This window comes from Streptomyces sp. NPDC002566, assembly GCF_042889585.1.
Lineage (GTDB): Bacteria > Actinomycetota > Actinomycetes > Streptomycetales > Streptomycetaceae > Streptomyces.
On the sequence record NZ_JBIARD010000003.1, the window covers coordinates 597861 to 613517 of the forward strand.

Annotated in this window: 13 protein-coding genes and 1 tRNA gene; 7 read left to right on the forward strand and 7 right to left on the reverse strand. The window is 72.1% G+C overall.

Features of this window, described 5'->3' with window-relative positions; translation table 11 throughout:
• Positions 1-59 precede the first annotated feature (59 nt).
• The 3 genes from ACFYXA_RS15510 to ACFYXA_RS15520 all read left to right on the forward strand — a co-directional run bounded on the left by ACFYXA_RS15510 (position 60) and on the right by ACFYXA_RS15520 (position 3427).
• A complete protein-coding gene (locus ACFYXA_RS15510; RefSeq protein ID WP_389032767.1) occupies positions 60-1718 on the forward strand; it encodes an alkaline phosphatase D family protein in 1659 nt (552 codons plus the stop codon).
• Between the two features lie 325 nt (positions 1719-2043).
• A complete protein-coding gene (locus ACFYXA_RS15515; RefSeq protein ID WP_352252436.1) occupies positions 2044-2505 on the forward strand; it encodes a DoxX family protein in 462 nt (153 codons plus the stop codon).
• A 304-nt stretch (positions 2506-2809) separates the two neighbouring features.
• A complete protein-coding gene (locus tag ACFYXA_RS15520) occupies positions 2810-3427 on the forward strand; it encodes a VTT domain-containing protein (protein WP_352252438.1) in 618 nt (205 codons plus the stop codon).
• A gap of 479 nt (positions 3428-3906) precedes the next feature.
• Here ACFYXA_RS15520 and ACFYXA_RS15525 read toward each other — a convergent pair whose 3' ends face one another.
• On the reverse strand, positions 3907-4134 hold the full coding sequence (locus ACFYXA_RS15525; RefSeq protein ID WP_352252440.1) for a DUF2277 domain-containing protein: 228 nt from the start codon (positions 4132-4134) through the stop codon (positions 3907-3909).
• Between the two features lie 4 nt (positions 4135-4138).
• Positions 4139-4714 (reverse strand): GNAT family N-acetyltransferase, encoded by a 576-nt coding sequence (locus tag ACFYXA_RS15530; protein WP_389032772.1) that lies wholly within the window; start codon positions 4712-4714, stop codon positions 4139-4141.
• 106 nt (positions 4715-4820) lie between these two features.
• Here ACFYXA_RS15530 and ACFYXA_RS15535 point away from each other — a divergent pair, with 106 nt between their 5' ends.
• Positions 4821-5198 (forward strand): hypothetical protein, encoded by a 378-nt coding sequence (locus ACFYXA_RS15535; protein ID WP_389032775.1) that lies wholly within the window; start codon positions 4821-4823, stop codon positions 5196-5198.
• 61 nt (positions 5199-5259) lie between these two features.
• Here ACFYXA_RS15535 and ACFYXA_RS15540 read toward each other — a convergent pair.
• Positions 5260-5334: transfer RNA gene (locus ACFYXA_RS15540), tRNA-Val, on the reverse strand.
• 171 nt (positions 5335-5505) lie between these two features.
• Here ACFYXA_RS15540 and ACFYXA_RS15545 point away from each other — a divergent pair.
• Together ACFYXA_RS15545 and ACFYXA_RS15550 are read left to right on the forward strand one after the other, a co-directional pair.
• Positions 5506-6924, forward strand: coding sequence for a hypothetical protein (locus ACFYXA_RS15545; protein WP_389032778.1), 1419 nt, complete (start codon positions 5506-5508; stop codon positions 6922-6924).
• Between the two features lie 194 nt (positions 6925-7118).
• Positions 7119-7670: a DUF4383 domain-containing protein gene (locus ACFYXA_RS15550; protein ID WP_352252448.1), complete on the forward strand. Its 552-nt coding sequence runs from the start codon at positions 7119-7121 to the stop codon at positions 7668-7670.
• 33 nt (positions 7671-7703) lie between these two features.
• Here the strand turns inward: ACFYXA_RS15550 and ACFYXA_RS15555 are convergent, their stop codons facing one another.
• The 4 genes from ACFYXA_RS15555 to ACFYXA_RS15570 all read right to left on the reverse strand — a co-directional run bounded on the left by ACFYXA_RS15555 (position 7704) and on the right by ACFYXA_RS15570 (position 15203).
• Positions 7704-8864 carry an amidase domain-containing protein gene (locus tag ACFYXA_RS15555; protein ID WP_352252450.1) on the reverse strand — a complete coding sequence of 387 codons (1161 nt, stop codon included), beginning with the start codon at positions 8862-8864 and terminating at the stop codon, positions 7704-7706.
• A 183-nt stretch (positions 8865-9047) separates the two neighbouring features.
• Positions 9048-10325: a hypothetical protein gene (locus tag ACFYXA_RS15560; protein WP_352252452.1), complete on the reverse strand. Its 1278-nt coding sequence runs from the start codon at positions 10323-10325 to the stop codon at positions 9048-9050.
• 48 nt (positions 10326-10373) lie between these two features.
• Positions 10374-12539 (reverse strand): transglycosylase domain-containing protein, encoded by a 2166-nt coding sequence (locus ACFYXA_RS15565; RefSeq protein WP_389033419.1) that lies wholly within the window; start codon positions 12537-12539, stop codon positions 10374-10376.
• A 396-nt stretch (positions 12540-12935) separates the two neighbouring features.
• Entirely contained in the window at positions 12936-15203 is a 2268-nt protein-coding gene (locus tag ACFYXA_RS15570; RefSeq protein WP_389032783.1) for a peptidoglycan recognition protein, read from the reverse strand.
• 182 nt (positions 15204-15385) lie between these two features.
• Here ACFYXA_RS15570 and ACFYXA_RS15575 point away from each other — a divergent pair, with 182 nt between their 5' ends.
• Positions 15386-15607, forward strand: coding sequence for a zinc ribbon domain-containing protein (locus ACFYXA_RS15575; RefSeq protein ID WP_130436983.1), 222 nt, complete (start codon positions 15386-15388; stop codon positions 15605-15607).
• The last annotated feature ends 50 nt before the right edge of the window (positions 15608-15657 follow it).

The window sequence follows — 15657 nt, forward strand, 5'->3', positions numbered from 1 at the left end:
GATCTCCCCACCGCGCCCCGTCGTTCCGTACCGTACGGGGCGACGGAGGAGGCGATCACATGGCCGGACTGCGGCTGGGACCCCTGCTGAGGTACGCCGACAGCACGTCCGCGACCGTATGGGGCGAGGCGAGCCGTCCGTGCGCCGCCGAAGTGCGCTGCGCGGACGGCTCCGGCGGCACCGCCCGCACCTTCCAGGTGGCCGGGCACCACTACGCCCTGATCCCGGTGACCGGCCTCGCCCCGGGAACCGCCACGCCGTACGAGGTGTTCCTCGACGGCACACGCGTGTGGCCGGCGCCGGACGCGTCAGCCGCCTCGACGTCGTTTCCGCCTTCGGTCATCCGCACCCCCGCCGGCGGCGACGACGTGCGCGTGGCGTTCGGCTCCTGCCGGTGGGCGGCGCCCGCCGCCGACGCGCACGACCCCGTGGGCCCCGACGCCCTGGACAGCCTCGCCGCGCGCATCGCCGCCGACCCGGAGGGCGAGCGGCCCGACGTCCTGCTGCTGCTCGGCGACCAGGTGTACGCCGACGAGACCTCCGACGCGACACAGCGCTGGCTGGCCGCCCGCCGCGACCTCGGCGAACCGCCGGGCACGGGGGTCGCGGACTACGAGGAGTACACCCACCTCTACTACGAGTCCTGGCTCGACCCCGAGATCCGCTGGCTGCTGTCCACCGTGCCCAGTTGCATGATCTTCGACGATCACGACGTCATCGACGACTGGAACACCTCCGCCTCCTGGCTGACCGACATGCGGGCCACCCACTGGTGGCGCGAGCGGCTGCTGAGCGGGCTGATGTCGTACTGGGTGTACCAGCACCTGGGCAACCTCTCCCCCGCCGAGCTGGCCGACGACCCCCTCTACGCGGCCGTGTGCGCCACGCCCGACGGCACCGACGCGCTGCGTGACTTCGCCTGCCGCGCCGACGCCGACTCGGCTTCCGCGCGCTGGAGTTACCGGCGGGACTTCGGCCGGGTGCGGCTGGTGATGGTGGACTCGCGGGCGGCGCGCGTGCTGGAGGAGAGCGAGCGCTCGATGCTCGACCCGGGCGAGGCCGAGTGGCTGCGCGCCCAGGTGCTGGACGAGCCCGGCTCCTACGACCACCTCCTCGTCGGCACCTCCCTGCCCTGGCTGCTGCCTCACCTGGTGCACGACGTCGAGGGCTGGAGCTCGGCCCTGTGCCGGGGCGAACGGGGCGCTCGCTGGGCGCGGTTCGGGGAGCGGCTGCGGCGCAAGGCGGACCTGGAGCACTGGGCGGCGTTCCCGTCGTCGTTCGCCGAACTGACCGGCCTGTTCGCGGAGATCGGCACCGGCCCGCAGGCCCCGGCGACGGTGCTCGTGCTGTCCGGGGACGTGCACCACGCGTACGTGGCCGAGACCCGGTGGCGGGACGGCTCGCCGGACGCACGGGTGCTCCAGCTGACGTGCTCGCCCGTCCACAACTCCGTCCCGCTGTCGATCCGGGCGGGTTTCCGCTTCGGGTGGAGCGCGGCGGCGCGGGCTCTCGGACGCCGGTTCCGCCGGCACGGGCGCTGCGCCCGACCGCCCGTCAGCTGGCGCAAGACGGGTGGGCCCTGGTTCGGCAACCAGCTCATGACGCTGACGCTGCGCGGTCGTTCGGCCCGGTTGCGGCTGGAGCAGGCGAAGCCGGCGCGGAACGGCGGGCGGCCCCGCCTGGAGACGGTCATGGAGTCACGGCTGAGCGGGTCCTGAGGGGGCCGCGGCGAGAATCCGGTCGCCATGGGTGCACATCCGGTCGCCCGAGAGGCAAATCCGGTCTTAGTGAGTCGCATTCGGTCGCGGTGGGTGTGTATTCGGTCACGCTCTCGGTAGCGGGCCGGAGCGCAGAAAGCGCTCTACGTGCTGCGCTGTCACCAGGAAAGCGCCAAGGGTAATCCAAGCGGTGGCCAAATGTTGAACTTGCAAGCATCGCCGGAATCCGCCTACCGTGGGTCACTCGTTCGGTACCGCCGCCCCCACCGGCCGGTCCGTCCCCAGGACCGGTCGTCTTGACCGAAACCGAAGGAGTACCCCCCTCATGTCCGCTCGTCTCGACAGCGCACAGCCGTACGCGCTCGGCCTGTTCCGCATCGTCGTAGGCCTGCTCTTCGCCTGCCACGGCGCCGCCTCGCTCTTCGGCGTCCTCGGCGGGGCCGTCGGCACCGACGGAGGGACCGTCAGCGCCGGCACCTGGCCCGGCTGGTACGCGGCCGTCATCCAACTGGTCGGCGGCACCCTCGTGATGCTCGGCCTCGGCACCCGCGCCGCCGCGTTCATCGCGTCGGGTTCCATGGCGTACGCGTACTTCAAGGTCCACCAGCCGGAGGCGCTGTGGCCGATGCAGAACGGCGGCGAGGCGTCCGCGATGTTCTGCTGGGCCTTCCTGCTGCTGGTCTTCACCGGCTCCGGCGCGTTCGGGCTTGACCGGCTGTTCAGCCGGCGCACCGCGGGTCAGCGGGAGCAGGAGCCGGCGGCGCGCGAGGCGGCCGTCTCCGCCTGACCCGTCACGGCCGGGCTCCGACGTCCGGCCCGTCGCGGCCCGACCCACGCGGCTCGTACCCGGGGCGCCCTCTCCGTTCATCGGGGAGGGCGCTTTCCGTCACCCCCCGGCGGGGCCCTTCTGCCGCTCCGGGCACGGCCGTTGAGACGACTCGCGGCTCCATGCGTTGCCGAACACACGCGCACCCTGTGACCCTTCTGTCACATCATCGGCGTACGCTGGATGGCTGTCATGGCCGCACCTGCCGCTCCCCCGCGACACCGCGGCGAGGCCGGCCGCTACGGGGGAGACCGGGGAGTTCGGGGTGTTCGAGAGTGTGGGGGCGTGGGCGCTGATCGGCGCCCCGTGGATCTATGTGCTGGTGGCGCTGTCGGTGCTGCTCGACGTGTTCCTGCCGGTGCTGCCGAGCGGGGTGCTCGTCATCGCCGCGGCGACGGCTGCCGCCGCGGGCTCGGGGGCGGCGACCGGACGGCTGCCGCATCAGGTCCCGGACATCGTGGCCCTGATCCTGTCCGCGGCGACCGCGTCCGTGCTGGGGGACCTGGCCGCGTACCGGCTGGCCTGGCGCGGGGGCGCGCGTCTGGACCGCGCCATATCCCGCTCCCGGCGGCTCACCACCGCGCAGGCACGTCTCGGCGGGGCGCTCGCCCGGGGCGGCGGGGCGCTGTTCGTGCTGGCCCGGTTCGCGCCGGCCGGCCGCTCGGTCGTCTCCTTCGTCGCGGGCGCCGCGCACCGGCGTCCGCGTGACTTCGTCCCGTGGTCGGCGCTGGCGGGTCTGTCCTGGGCGGCGTACAGCGCGGCGCTCGGGTACTACGGCACCCAGTGGCTGGGGACGGCATGGCTGGCCACGGCGGTGTCGGTACTGGCCCTGTTCGGAGCGGGAGCAGGAGCGGCATACGTCATGCGCCGCCAACCGGCCTGACGCCGCGGCGTCAGGCTGCCGCGCCCGGAGGAACCGACTGCCGGCCGACCTGCCCGACAGGGCCCCCGAGTCTGGGCTGGCGCGGCCCCGAGGGACCGGCAGCCAGCCGGCCTGACCGACACGACGCCCCGGCGTGGGACTGCCGCCGCCGGAAAGACCGGCCGCCGGCCGACCTGACCGACACGACGCCCGGGGTGTGGGCTGCCGCCGCCGCAGGAACCGGCTGCCGGCCGGCGTGACCGACACGACGCCCCGGCGCGGGGCTGCACGCCGCCGGCATGACCGACACGACGAAGGGCCGCCGCCGCCGGAAGAACCGGCCCCCAGCCGGCCCGACCCACACAGCGCCCCGGCATGGGGCTGCCGCCGCCGGAGGGGCCGGCCGCCGGCCAGCCCGATCGACGCGGCGCCCCGGCGTTGGGCTGCCGTCGCCGGAGGGGCCGGGGCCCGGCTCCCCCGGTGCGGAGGTGGAGCCGTGGCTACGCTCCCCTGGCTGCCGAGCCCCTGATCTCCAGGCCGGCCAGGAGCTTCGTGGTCGCTGCCGTGACCGCGTCCACCGCTTCGTCGAACACCTCCCGGTTGTGCGCGGCCGGCGCCCGGAAGCCCGACACCTTGCGCACGTACTGCAGGGCGGCGGCCCTGATCTCGTCGTCCGTGGCCTCCTCGGGCAGCGCGGGCGGACGCAGCGTCTTGATGCTTCGGCACATGGTCTCAGTGTCCCCCCGCTCCGGTCGGCGCGTCGCCGTCGAGGTCGACGCACCAGTCGTTCGACGTGATCCAGTTGCCCTTCGGGTACTCGAAGTCGGCCTGCCCGAGCAACGTGAACCCCGCCTTGCGGCACACCGCGTTGGAGGCGGCGTGCCGGACGTCGGGGAAGGCGTGCAGGGCGGCGTGGCCGCCGGCCGGACGCAGGGCGCGCACGACCCCGGTCAGGGCCCGCGCCGCGCTCACCGCGAGGCCTCTCCCCTGGAACTCCGGCAGGATGCCCCAGCCCGTCTCCCAGACCGTCCCGCCCCTCCACTCGCGCTCCCAGTAGCCGATCGTGCCGACGGTCTCCTCGCTCCCCGCCGACACGACCCGGTACATGCACCCCGCCTCCAGCCCGACGTACCGCCGGTGCCGCTGTGCGAGTCCGTCCTCCGGCTCCGGTCCGCCCAGGTGGGCCGTCATCTCGGGACTGTTGGTCCGCCGCAGCAGCCAGAAGTCGCCCTCCGCCCAGGGGACCAGCCGTACCCGCTCCCCGCCCGTGTCCTCGCCCACGCCCTCGCCCACACCCATGCTCTCCATGACGTCACCGTAAGTGACGGCACTGACAGTCCCACCCGCTCCTTCGAACACACGATCCCCCCGACTGAGCTCGCCACCCAAATTCGAACAGGCGTACCATTGCCGTGTGGCGAGTTCCTTTGACTTCCCCAGCGATCTGCGCGCCGGCCAGGAGGAGCTGCATCAGGTGCGGGCCGAGCTGTCGGCCCTGCTGAAGCGGCTCCCCTGGTCGGTCGAGCCGTTGGACGGTTTCAGCGACGACGGCGGCTGGCGCAAGGTGGAGCGCCCCGCCTCCCCCGGCTGGACGGCGGACGAACAGGCCGAGGTCGAGAAGCTCCGGCAGCGGGAGCACGAACTCGCCGTGTTCGTCACCTGTCACCGGTTCTGGACCGAGGTCGCCACCGGGGACCTCGTGGAGGCCCGCACGCGCCTCAAGCACGCACCGCCGGCCCCGCCGTCCGAGGACGCTTCCGACGGCGGCCCGCAGGACGCCCAGGAGGCGTAGCGCATGCACCCGGACGCGCGAGAGGGCCCCCGGAACTCCGGGGGCCCTCTCGCTTCTCACCTGGTGGGCGCGGACGGTTTCGAACCGCCGACATCCTGCTTGTAAGGCAGGCGCTCTACCCCTGAGCTACGCACCCAGGACGAGTGGACAGACTACATGGCCGCAGGTACTGCCCCGCAAACCCGTATCCGTCGCACGGAAGCGACATCCGCGCGCGGGAGGCGAACTGATCGGCTCGTGTGTTCGTCCTCACGGGGTGGGAGAATGACACCGGGCACGGGCGGATCACACCACGGGGAGAGGGATCGTGACGGCGACACCAGCGCAGCCGCACTCGCCGTCGGAGCCGCGCGCACGCCGGCCCAGCCGCACACCGACCCACACCCCCGGCCGCCGCGCGGCCGGGCTGCGGGACGCGCTCGTCCTCGCCGCGCTGCCGCTCGTCGCCGCACTCGCGCTGCCCGCCGCGTTCGCGGGCGGCGGCACCCGGCGCTGGTTCGGCGGGCGCGCGGAGGGGCAGCGGGCCGAGGCGCAGGCCGCGAAGGACGCCGCGGCCGCCGCGTTCTACGAACTCGACACCGCCCAGCGGGACCTGCGGATCTCGATCGAGACCATCACCGCCGTCGACGACTCCCCGGCGGCCCGGCGTGCCGTCGCCGACTTCGAGGCGATCGGCCGGCGCGTCGACGAGGCCAGCCACCAGTACATCCAGGCCGTCGACGCCCATGACCTGGACCGCGACGACCTCGAAGCCTCGGCCGCCGCCCGCGCGCGGGGTGAACTCGCCCGCGCCAAGGAGGAGTTGGAGCGGGTCAAGGGAGAGCTGGACCGGTTCGCGGACGGGCTGGGACCGCTGCTGGGCAAGGCCGAGACGCAGCTGGCCCGGGTCGCGCCCGCCGTGGAGCGGGCCCGGCAGGCGCTGCTGGCCGCGTCGAACGCGCTGGACGCCGCCCGGGGCTCGGGGCTGCGCGCCGACGACCTGGCGGCCCGGCTGGCGGCGCTGGGGCCCGAGCTGACCCGGCTCAACCAGGGCGCCGGACAGCACGGCGTGCCGCAGACCCTGGAGCGGGCCGAGCGGGTCTCCCGGGAGGCGGAGGCGGTGCGGGCGCAGGCCGAGCGGCTGCCGGAGCAGGCGGCCGAGATCGACCACCGTCTGGTGTCGCTGCGGACCCGCGCGCAGGCGCTGACGACCCGCGCGGGGCAGGTGGAGCCGGTGCTGAGCGAGCTGCGCCGGCGGTTCACCGCGCCCTGCTGGCAGGATCTCCAGCACGTCCCGGAGCAGGCCGTGGAGCACGTACGGCAGGCAGAGGCGAGGCTCGCGGAGGCGCGGGCCGCGCGGGAGGCGCAGCGGTGGCCGGACGCCACCGCGCTGCTGTCGACGGCGCGGGCGCTGCTGAACGCCACCGACGAGGCCGTCTCGGCCGCCGGGGACCGTCTGGCCCGGCTCAACGCCGTGCAGAAGGACCCGCGTCAGGAGATAGAGCGGACCCGGTTCGCGATCCGCGACGCCCAGCGGCTCGCCATGGCCGGCCGCAACACGCCGGACCCGCGGCACGCCCGGCCGCTGGACGAGTCGGTGGCCCGTCTGGAACGGGCGATCACCGTGCTGGACGGCCACCACCCCGACTACTGGCACTTCCTCACCGAGACGGAGGCGGTCCGCCGTACGGTCGCGGACGTGGTGGCCCACATCCGGGGCGAGCGAGGCGCGGCGTCGGCCCACTGAGCCGGTGCCGGGGGCACGCGGGCTGCCGTTGCCGCCCCGGCGCGGCGGGCGGATATTGGGAGGTGCGCACTTCGGCGCGCGCTCCAGTCACGCGCTCCGGGTGCGCACTCGGGCACGCGGTGCGCGCACGAAGGCACCCGCTCCAGGTGCGTACAAGGGTCCGTCGGCCCGGCGAGCGAGACAGGGAGGCGGCGATGGCCACACACACGGTGCGTTCGGAGCATCGGCGGCGTATCCGGCTGGACGATCATCTGCCCGTCGACCACCGGCTGAACAAGGTCTACCGGATCGGCGCCGGGCTCATGGGCGCCGGGCTGCTCACGTTCGGGATCTTCGGCATCCTGCACCGGATCGGCTTCTTCGACACCGGCGGGGACACCGTCTGGTCGCTGAACACCAACGGCGCGCTCAGCTGGCTGTCGGTCGCCGTCGGGCTGCTGCTGATGGTGGGGATGGTGATCGGCGGGAACTTCGCGTCCACGCTGAACATGACCCTGGGGGTGCTGTTCGTCCTCAGCGGCTTCCTGAACATGGGGCTGCTGGAGACGGACTACAACTTCCTGGCGTTCCAGATCCAGAACTGCCTGCTCAGTTTTGTGATCGGGATCCTGCTGCTGGTCTTCGGGATGTACGGCAGGGTCGGATCGGCCCTGCCGCACGACAACCCCTACTACCGGGCGCGCCATCCCGGCCTCGCGGAGGAGCGGGACCGCGACCGCGAACGCCGGGAGGAGTTCCCGGCCTGACGGGCACGACGGCCGGTCAGGCGCGGGCCCCGATCAGGTGCGGTACGCGTAGTAGTTCGCGGTCGGGTACGACGCGAGGATGCTCTGCAGCGACCGGCTGTAGGTGTTGGTGGAGTGGTACGTCAGGTACGGCACACCACGGCTCTTCGAGGTGACGATCATGGTGTGGTCCTTCGAGCCGTCGCGGTCGAAGTCCATCTGGAGCACGTCGCCGACGTCCAGCTGGTAGACGTTGGCGAGGCTCGTGGTCCGCTTGGAGTTCTGGGCGAACCAGGACCACTCGTTGACGCCGACGAACGAGTCCGACTGGATCTCGTTGTTGCCGAACCACTTGGTGTAGTCGTACACGTAGCCGGGGACGTGCTTCCAGCCGCCCGCCTTCAGCGACTGGCTGACGAAGTTGGTGCAGTCGCCGCCCGCGCCGTGGCCGTTGAAGTTGGGGTAGGCCGGGTTGTAGTTCGACCAGTACTGCTTGGCGTACGCGGCCATCGCGTTGTAGTCCAGGCCGCTGGCGCTGAAGTTCTTCGGGTTGGCCGGGCCCGGGTACGTGGTGGACGCCTTGGGCGCCGCCGGCGTGGTGCTGCCGGTGGTTCCGACGCGGGGGGCGACGGCGGGCCGGTCCGTCTGGTTCACCGCGACGCCCTCGTCGGTGTCACGGATGCCGGTGAGCTGCCAGTTGCCGTGCTTGTCGGCGGAGAACGTCAGCTCGTGACGGGCCTGGAAGCCGGTGGCCTGCGGCTCGCCGCCGCGGACCTTCGCGTACGTCAGCGTGGTGGTCTCGGTGACCGCGACCTTGGCCGTGCGGCCCTTGACGTTGGTGGCGTTCAGGGTGACCGTCGTGCTGCCGCTGCTGTACTTCTCGCCGAGCTTGGCGAGCGTGTCCTTGCGCCGGTCGAGCGAGGACAGCGCGGAGTCCTCGGTGCGGGCCAGACCGGAGGACAGCTTGACCTTCCCGGAGAAACCGTCGGTCAGCGGCTTCTTGCGGTCACCCTGCTTGCCGTCGACCAGGGCCTCGGTCCGGTCGGTGAAGACCGCGTCCGCCAGCCGCTGGAAGGTGGCCTTCGTCTTCGCGTCCACCGTCGGGTCGTCGACGACCGCGGCGCCGGCGCTCCAGTTGGGCAGCAGCGCCACGCCGGCGACGACCGAGGTGGCGGCAGCTCCGAGTATCGCGGCTCTGCGCCGCGTACGGCTCAATTTCCTTGACTTCACTGGTGTTTCCCCTCTGCCCCGGCGGGAGGGATGCCGGGATCGGAATCTTCGCACGCCATGTGTGGCTGTTGTGAAGAGGGGTAAGGGCACTTGCGCCAGGGAGTTATACGACTGTCATGGGGCGGCCGCGACACGTGTCAGTGCGCGGCCGTGGCGTCACCGAGCGGTTTACTGAACGACCGTGGACCAGTTGGGGCTCTGCGCCGGGTCGAGGGTGCGCAGCCGCTCCAGAGTCGCCGGCTTCTGCACGTCCATCCAGTCGGCCAGCTCCTTGAAGGACACGCACTTGACGTCCTTCTTGGTGCACACCTTCTTGACGGTGTCGTCGACGGCCTTCATGTAGATGCCGCCGTTCCACTCCTCGAAGTGGTTGCCGATGAACAGCGGGGCGCGGCTGCCGTAGTAGACGCGGTTGAAGCCCGCCATGTAGGTGTCGGCGGTCTCCTTCTCCCACTCCGGGTACTTCGCCGGGTCGCCCTGGGTCTGACCGTCGGACTGGTTGTAGAGGAAGTTGAAGTCCATGGACAGGCCCTGGTACTTGCCGCCCTCGTAGGGGAGCATCTGGAGCGGGAAGTCCCAGATGCCGTTCTTCTTCGCCGGCCAGATCTGGAAGTCGCCCTTGGAGCTCGCGTCGTAGCGCCAGCCGTAACTCTTCGCGGCCTTCAGCAGGTTGGCCTGGCCCTCCAGGCAGGGGGCGCGGCCGCCGACGACGGCCTTCCGGAAGTCGAAGGGCAGCGGCTTCATGTCGGTGTAGCCGGTGTTGGTCTTCCACTTCTCGGCGAAGGCGTAGAACTGGTCTATCTCGCTGCGCCATTCCGCGACGCTCCAGTCGTCGCCGCCCTTCGCGCCGCAGAAGTGGCCGTTGAAGTGGGTGCCGATCTCGTTCCCCTCCTCCCACGCCTTGCCGAGCTGCTCGATCGTGGTGCGGATGTGGTCGTCGGTGGGGAAGCTGATCGCCGCGGAGCCCTTGGGGTGCTGCGGCGGGCTGTAGAGGTCCTTCTTGCTCTTGGGCAGCAGGTAGATGCCGGTGAGGAAGAAGGTCATGTGGGCGTCGTACTCCTTGGCGAGCTCCCGGTAGTGCTGGAAGAGCTCGTCGTCGCCGGCCAGGGCGCCGTCCCAGGAGAAGACGACGAACTGGGGCGGTTTCTCACCGGGTTTGAGGGGCTCGGCCTTCAGGCCGCCCTTCTGCGGGCCGGTGTACGAGGTGGAGCCGTCCCCCAGGACCTTGGTCTTGCCGTCCCATTCCGGCTCCTTGGAGGTGGTCGCGTTCCTCTGCTGTTCCCCCGAGGACGCGGTCGGCGCGGTGTTGTCCGTGCGGTTGAGCACCAGGTAGCCCGCCGTCAGGGAGGCGACGGCGAGGAACGCCGCCAGGCTGACGAACCCGGGACGAGCGGCGGGGCGGCGCGGTGCCGCGGCCTTGCGGCGGCGGCCCGACGGTGACTTCATGTGCGGCTCATTCTCCAGACGGTCGGTGACGGCGGTGTCCGTCGGTGGTCAGCCGAGCGGGCTCATGGCCTTGGACCAGATGTCGTAGGCGACGCCGTCGGCGGTGTCGCCGGCGACGCCCTCCAGCGGCAGCGGTTCGAGGCTCTTGGTGAGGTCGATGCGGTAGACGACGATCGCCGTGGACACCGACTTGGCGGTGCCGACGTACCAGGCGGCGTTGTCGTCCTTGGTGGTGCCGGCCTTGCCGGCCACCTCGGCGCCGGCGGACGCGGCGGAGGGGTGGGCGGCGCGGAAGGAGCCCTTCAGGGCCGAGGTGACCTCGCGGGCCACGTCGGCGCCGACGGCGCGGCGCGGCGCGGGGATGTCCAGGGCGACCTTGGTGCCGTTGTGGGTGATCTTCCACACCGAGTACGGCTCGGTGTGCTTGCCCTGGGCGGCGAAGGTGGAGTAGCCGCTGGCCATGCGGATGGCGCTGGGCGTGGAGCTGCCCGTGGACAGGGTGGGGACCTGGGCGCCGATGCTGGAAGGGAGCAGTCCGGAGGCCTCGGCGGTGGAGCGCACGTTGTCGAGGCCGGTGTCCATGCCGAGCTGCATGAAGGGGGTGTTCACGGACAGCTCCAGCGCCCGGCGCAGGGAGATCTTCCCGTAGGAGCGGTCGCCGTCGTTGCTGGCGGACACCTTGCGGCCGCTGCGGTCCCAGTAGGGCCCCTCCGGGGTGGTCACCGGTATGTCGTCGTCGCCGTCGTAGACGGTGTCGCCGGTGATCTCCGTCGCCTCGCCGCCGCGCTCCTTGTGGACGCCGTGCTCCAGTCCGGCCGCGTACACGAACGGAAGGAAGGCCGAACCGGCCGGGACGGTGGTGGCGTTGGACTCGTTGTAGCCCTGCGTACGGTGGTCAGGGCCGCCGTAGACGGCGAGGATCCGTCCGCCGGTGTCCACGGAGGCGGCGCCGTAGTGCGCGTTCTTCGCGGCCTTGGGTTCGTCCTTGGCGGCCTTGGCGCGGGCCTTGGTGACGGCGTCGGTGAGCTGCGCCTCACGCTTCTTGTCGAAGGTCGTGTAGATCTGGTAGCCGCCGAGGTCGAAGTCCTTGTCGGTGATCTTCCCGGCCTTCTTGGCGTACTGGGCGGCGAGTTCGACGAGGTAGTCGCTCTGCTCACCGGTGTCGTACAGCGGGTTGCTCTTGAGCGGGTCGGGGAACTTGGTGTACTTGGCCCGCTCGGCCTTGGACAGCTTGCCGATCTCGACCATCCGGTCGAGGGTCCAGGTCCAGCGTTCCATGGCCCGGGCGCGGTTGGAGCCGCTCAGCGTCGGGTCGTACAGGCCGGCGCCCTTGAGCAGGGAGGCGAGGAAGGCGGCCTCGCTGGCGTTGAGTTCGCTGACGTCCTTGCCGTAGTAGGCCTGGGCGGCGCGCTGGATGCCGTAGGTGCCGCGGCCGAACCAGCTGGTGTTGAGGTAGCCCTCCAGGATGTCGTCCTTGCTCATCTGGTTGTCCAGCTTGAGCGCGATCATCGCCTCGGTGAACTTGCGGCTGACGGTCTGGTTCTGGTTCAGGTAGACGTTCTTGACGTACTGCTGCGTGATCGTCGAGCCGCCCTGGGTGTCGCCCTGGCCGATGGTGCGGAACAGGGCGCGGCTGATGCCCTTGAACGAGATGCCGGGGTCGCTGTAGAAACTGGCGTTCTCGGCGGCGAGCACCGCCCAGCGGACGTCCTCGGGGATGTCCTTGAGCGGCATCGCCTGCCGCTGCACCCAGCCGGTGCGGGCCATGGGCGTGCCGTCGGCCCAGAAGTACACGTTGTCCTGCTGGGTGGCGTAGGTGTTGAGGTTCTCCGGTATGTCGGTGACGGCGTACGCCGTGACCAGGAAGAGGGTGCTCAGGCCGAGGGCGCCCAGGAGGCCGCCGAGCCACTGCCGCCAGGAGGGCACCCACCGCTGCCAGCCCTCGCGGCCCGGGCGCGGGTACTGCGGGCGCATCCGGCGGACGTAGGGCTTCAGGCGGGCGACCAGCGGGGCCAGGTGGGGGCCGAGCAGGGCGGATATTCGGGCGTGGAGCCGGACGAAGAAGGAGGGGCGCGGCGCCTTGCGGCTCTTGCGCCGGTTCCCGGGGTCCTCGGGCGCCGCCGGGGTGTCCCGGGTGACCGGTATCCCGCCGTCCGGGACGCGCAGTTGCATGGTCTCGTCGGCCTTGAAAGAGGCCGGGACCTTCAACTGCATGGTCGCGTCGGGCTCCTGGGGCTCCTCCCCCTGCCCCCTCTGGGTCACGCTGTCTCCCTCCGCACTCGGTGCTGCTCGCGCAGGCAGACGTACAGACGTACGAGGACCTGACATGGTTGCCGTGTCGACGGCTGCAGACCCTGAGTCCCACGACCTCGCGGTTCATCGCGGCGCTCTCAAATTACCAGCGCTCTTCGCAAGTTCTCCACATAAGAAATCGACAGAAGCAAACACAGTCGACGATGTGGGGCATACATCAGAACAGCCCAGGTCAATCCTAGACTTTCCCGTCCCTTCACCCGAAGTCGGGGTGGGTCAGGGCATTCGGCGGGGACACCGGCGTGCGACGCCCCGGCCGAATGCGCCGATTGTTCGGCAATACCCGGAAGGTTCCTGCTACTTCAGGTACACGAGTCCGTCGGTGACGACAGTGGGGCGCCTCGGTGTGCCTTCCACCACGATCCTGACCGTGTGCGGGGCGCTCTCGGCCCAGGTCCGGGTCCAGACGGCGTTCCGGTAGCCGACCTTGGACAGCCTGAGGTCCACGCTCGTCGCCTTCTCGCCGTCCACGTAGACGTCCGCCCGGCCCGAGAGGGCGGACCGCGCGACCGCCCAGGCGACCGAGCGGCCGGTGAACGTCCACGTCAGCGAGGCGTCCTTGGAGCGGCTGGCGAGAGCGCCGCCGCCCAGGAAACGGTCGGACGACTTGGCCGTCCAGGTCCCGGTCCGGACGGCGTCGGTCTCGTCGAGGACGGCCGGCGTGCCCGCGACCGAGGCCGTGGTGGTGTTCCCGGCCACGTCGGAGGCGTTCAGCGACCAGGTGGTGGTGGCGCCGAGGGGCGCGGTGTACGGGGCGCTGGTGACGGCCGGCCCGAAGGCCGCCGCCGTCGGAGCGGTCAGGCGCACCTCCTTCAGGGCGGCGTCGGCCGCGGTCCACCCGAGCGTCAGCGGCACGGCGGCCGGGTCCACGACACCCTGGCGCAGGGCGAGGCCCGGCGCGACGGGGAAGGCGGGCGCGGTGGTGTCCGAGGTCACGGCGACGGGCTCGGTGACCGAGGTCCGGCCGGACAGGTGGACGGCCCTGACCCGCAGTCGGTGCGCGCCGTCGGTCAGCGGCACCCGGGCGGAGGTCGCGTCGCCGTCGGCGGTGAGCGCCGGCTCCCCGTCGACCAGCACCTCGTAACGGGAGACGAGCGCGGCCGGGGTGGTGGCCGACCAGTTCACTGTGACGGGGCCGGTGGCGTACCGGGTCGGGCCGACGGCGGTCGTGCCGGTGACGGAGGTGAGCGTCAGCCCCGTCACGGGTCCGGCGGCGAGGCCGCGCAGTTCGCCGAGGCGGGCGTAGAACGCGTCGCCCGGGCACAGGGTGTTATAGCCGTCGCGGTGTCCGTGGATCGCAGGGAGGGTCAGCGTCTCCCCGGGCCCCCAGGACCTGCCGGCGAGGGTGCGGCCCTCGACCGCGGTGGTGAGGTCGACCGTCGAGTCCGGCTCGACGCCGTACTGGCCGAGCTTCCACGCGGCGAGCCGGGCCACCGAGACCATCGCGGCCTGGGAGGGCGGGGAGTCGGTGTACGTGCCCAGCACGGCGATGCCGGTGGTCTGGGAGTTGAAGCCGTAGGCGTGGGCGCCCACCACCGGCAGGTCCACGCCGCCTTTGCGGCCCTCGTAGACGGTGCCGCACTTGTCGACGACGAAGTTGTAGCCGAGGTCCTTCCAGCCGAGCGTCCGCACGTCGTAGGTGTAGACGGCGTTGATGATCGACGGCGCCTCGGCGCAGGTGTAGTCGTTGCTCTGGGCGGTGTGGTGCACCACCACGGCCTTGATCTTCCCGCCCGGCAGGTAGGCCGGCTCCTCCGGGCTGAGCGACTCGTCCGCGCCCCATCCGGAGCGGGGCGTGATCGACGGCCGCGGCACGGTGGACGGCGGCGCGGTGGGCGTGCCCGGCCCGGAGGGCGACGGCGACGCGGACGCGGAGGGCGACGCCGGCTGCGACGACGAGGGCGAGGACGAGGGGGACGCGGCGTCCGAGGCGGGCGGCTCGGACGGGGACGACCCGTCCGTGGCCGTCTCCGACGCGGACGGGGGCGTCGACGGGGTCGCTTCCGGCGGCGTCGTCTCCGGGGCGGTGGGACCGTCCCCGTCGGCGGCGAACGCGGCGGGCTCGATGTCGCCGGCCGCGGTGGAGCTCCCGTCGGCGGCGATCATGTCCAGGCGCAGCCCCTGCGGCAGGCGTCGGGCCGCCTTGCCGTTCACCCGCACCTCGACGCCGTCGGACGGCCCGACCCACGCGGGCTCGGTGCCGCCCCGGACGCCGCCGCCGTTCTCCTCGCGGCCCGCGTCGCGCTCCAGCGCCAGCCAGTCCGACCAGATTCCGGAACCGACCGCCCTGGTGCGCACCTCGACCGTGCCGTTCAGCACGGCGGAGGGGTTCCGCCAGGTGACGCCCAGCATGCTGAAGGGCTCGGTCTCCCGCCGGCCCAGTGCGGCCGACGCGCCGTCCCGGCTCGGCGTCAGCGCGGCCGACCGGACCTGGTCACGGACCGGTCCCCGCCCGTCGCGGCCCCCCGCGCCGGACGGCCCCCCGGTCACCGTCTGCACCGCCAACAACGTCCCGCACACGCCCGCCGCGACGACCGCGCCCGTCCCCCACCAACGACGTCTCATTCAGACCCGCACACCTTTCCCGTGCCACGGAACCGGCGGCCTTCCGGGCCCCCCAGGGCAGACCGCCCGCACTGTTTCAAGATTGGACAACTGTAAATACCATGAAGATCGGGTTCCGGCCAGCCGGGGTCGAGCCACCGGCCTACCGGGGCGGGGGCGGGCCGCCCGGCTAACCTGGGCGCATGCCTCGCTACGAGTACCGCTGCCGGACGTGCGGCGACACGTTCGAACTGAGCCGCCCGATGGCGGAGTCCTCCGCCCCCGCCGACTGCCCCGCCGGCCACGACGACACGGTCAAGCTGCTCTCCACCGTGGCCGTGGGCGGCACGACGACCGCCCCCGCGCCCAAGGCGGGCGGCGGGGGCGGTGGCGGCGGCTGCTGCGGCGGAGGCTGCTGCGGCTGACTCCGGCGACGGGCGCGGCGGCTGACGTCAACGACGGGCCGCGGCGAGGG

What these genes read in the sequence shown, in the direction of transcription:
- ACFYXA_RS15560 (WP_352252452.1), bottom strand. Translation starts at nt 10,325, where the DNA reads ATGAAGTCACCGTCGGGCCGCCGCCGCAAGGCCGCGGCACCGCGCCGC.
- ACFYXA_RS15565 (WP_389033419.1), bottom strand. Translation starts at nt 12,539, where the DNA reads ATGCAGTTGAAGGTCCCGGCCTCTTTCAAGGCCGACGAGACCATGCAA.
- ACFYXA_RS15525 (WP_352252440.1), bottom strand. Translation starts at nt 4,134, where the DNA reads ATGTGCCGAAGCATCAAGACGCTGCGTCCGCCCGCGCTGCCCGAGGAG.
- ACFYXA_RS15530 (WP_389032772.1), bottom strand. Translation starts at nt 4,714, where the DNA reads ATGGAGAGCATGGGTGTGGGCGAGGGCGTGGGCGAGGACACGGGCGGG.
- ACFYXA_RS15550 (WP_352252448.1), top strand. Translation starts at nt 7,119, where the DNA reads ATGGCCACACACACGGTGCGTTCGGAGCATCGGCGGCGTATCCGGCTG.
- ACFYXA_RS15510 (WP_389032767.1), top strand. Translation starts at nt 60, where the DNA reads ATGGCCGGACTGCGGCTGGGACCCCTGCTGAGGTACGCCGACAGCACG.
- ACFYXA_RS15515 (WP_352252436.1), top strand. Translation starts at nt 2,044, where the DNA reads ATGTCCGCTCGTCTCGACAGCGCACAGCCGTACGCGCTCGGCCTGTTC.
- ACFYXA_RS15570 (WP_389032783.1), bottom strand. Translation starts at nt 15,203, where the DNA reads ATGAGACGTCGTTGGTGGGGGACGGGCGCGGTCGTCGCGGCGGGCGTG.
- ACFYXA_RS15575 (WP_130436983.1), top strand. Translation starts at nt 15,386, where the DNA reads ATGCCTCGCTACGAGTACCGCTGCCGGACGTGCGGCGACACGTTCGAA.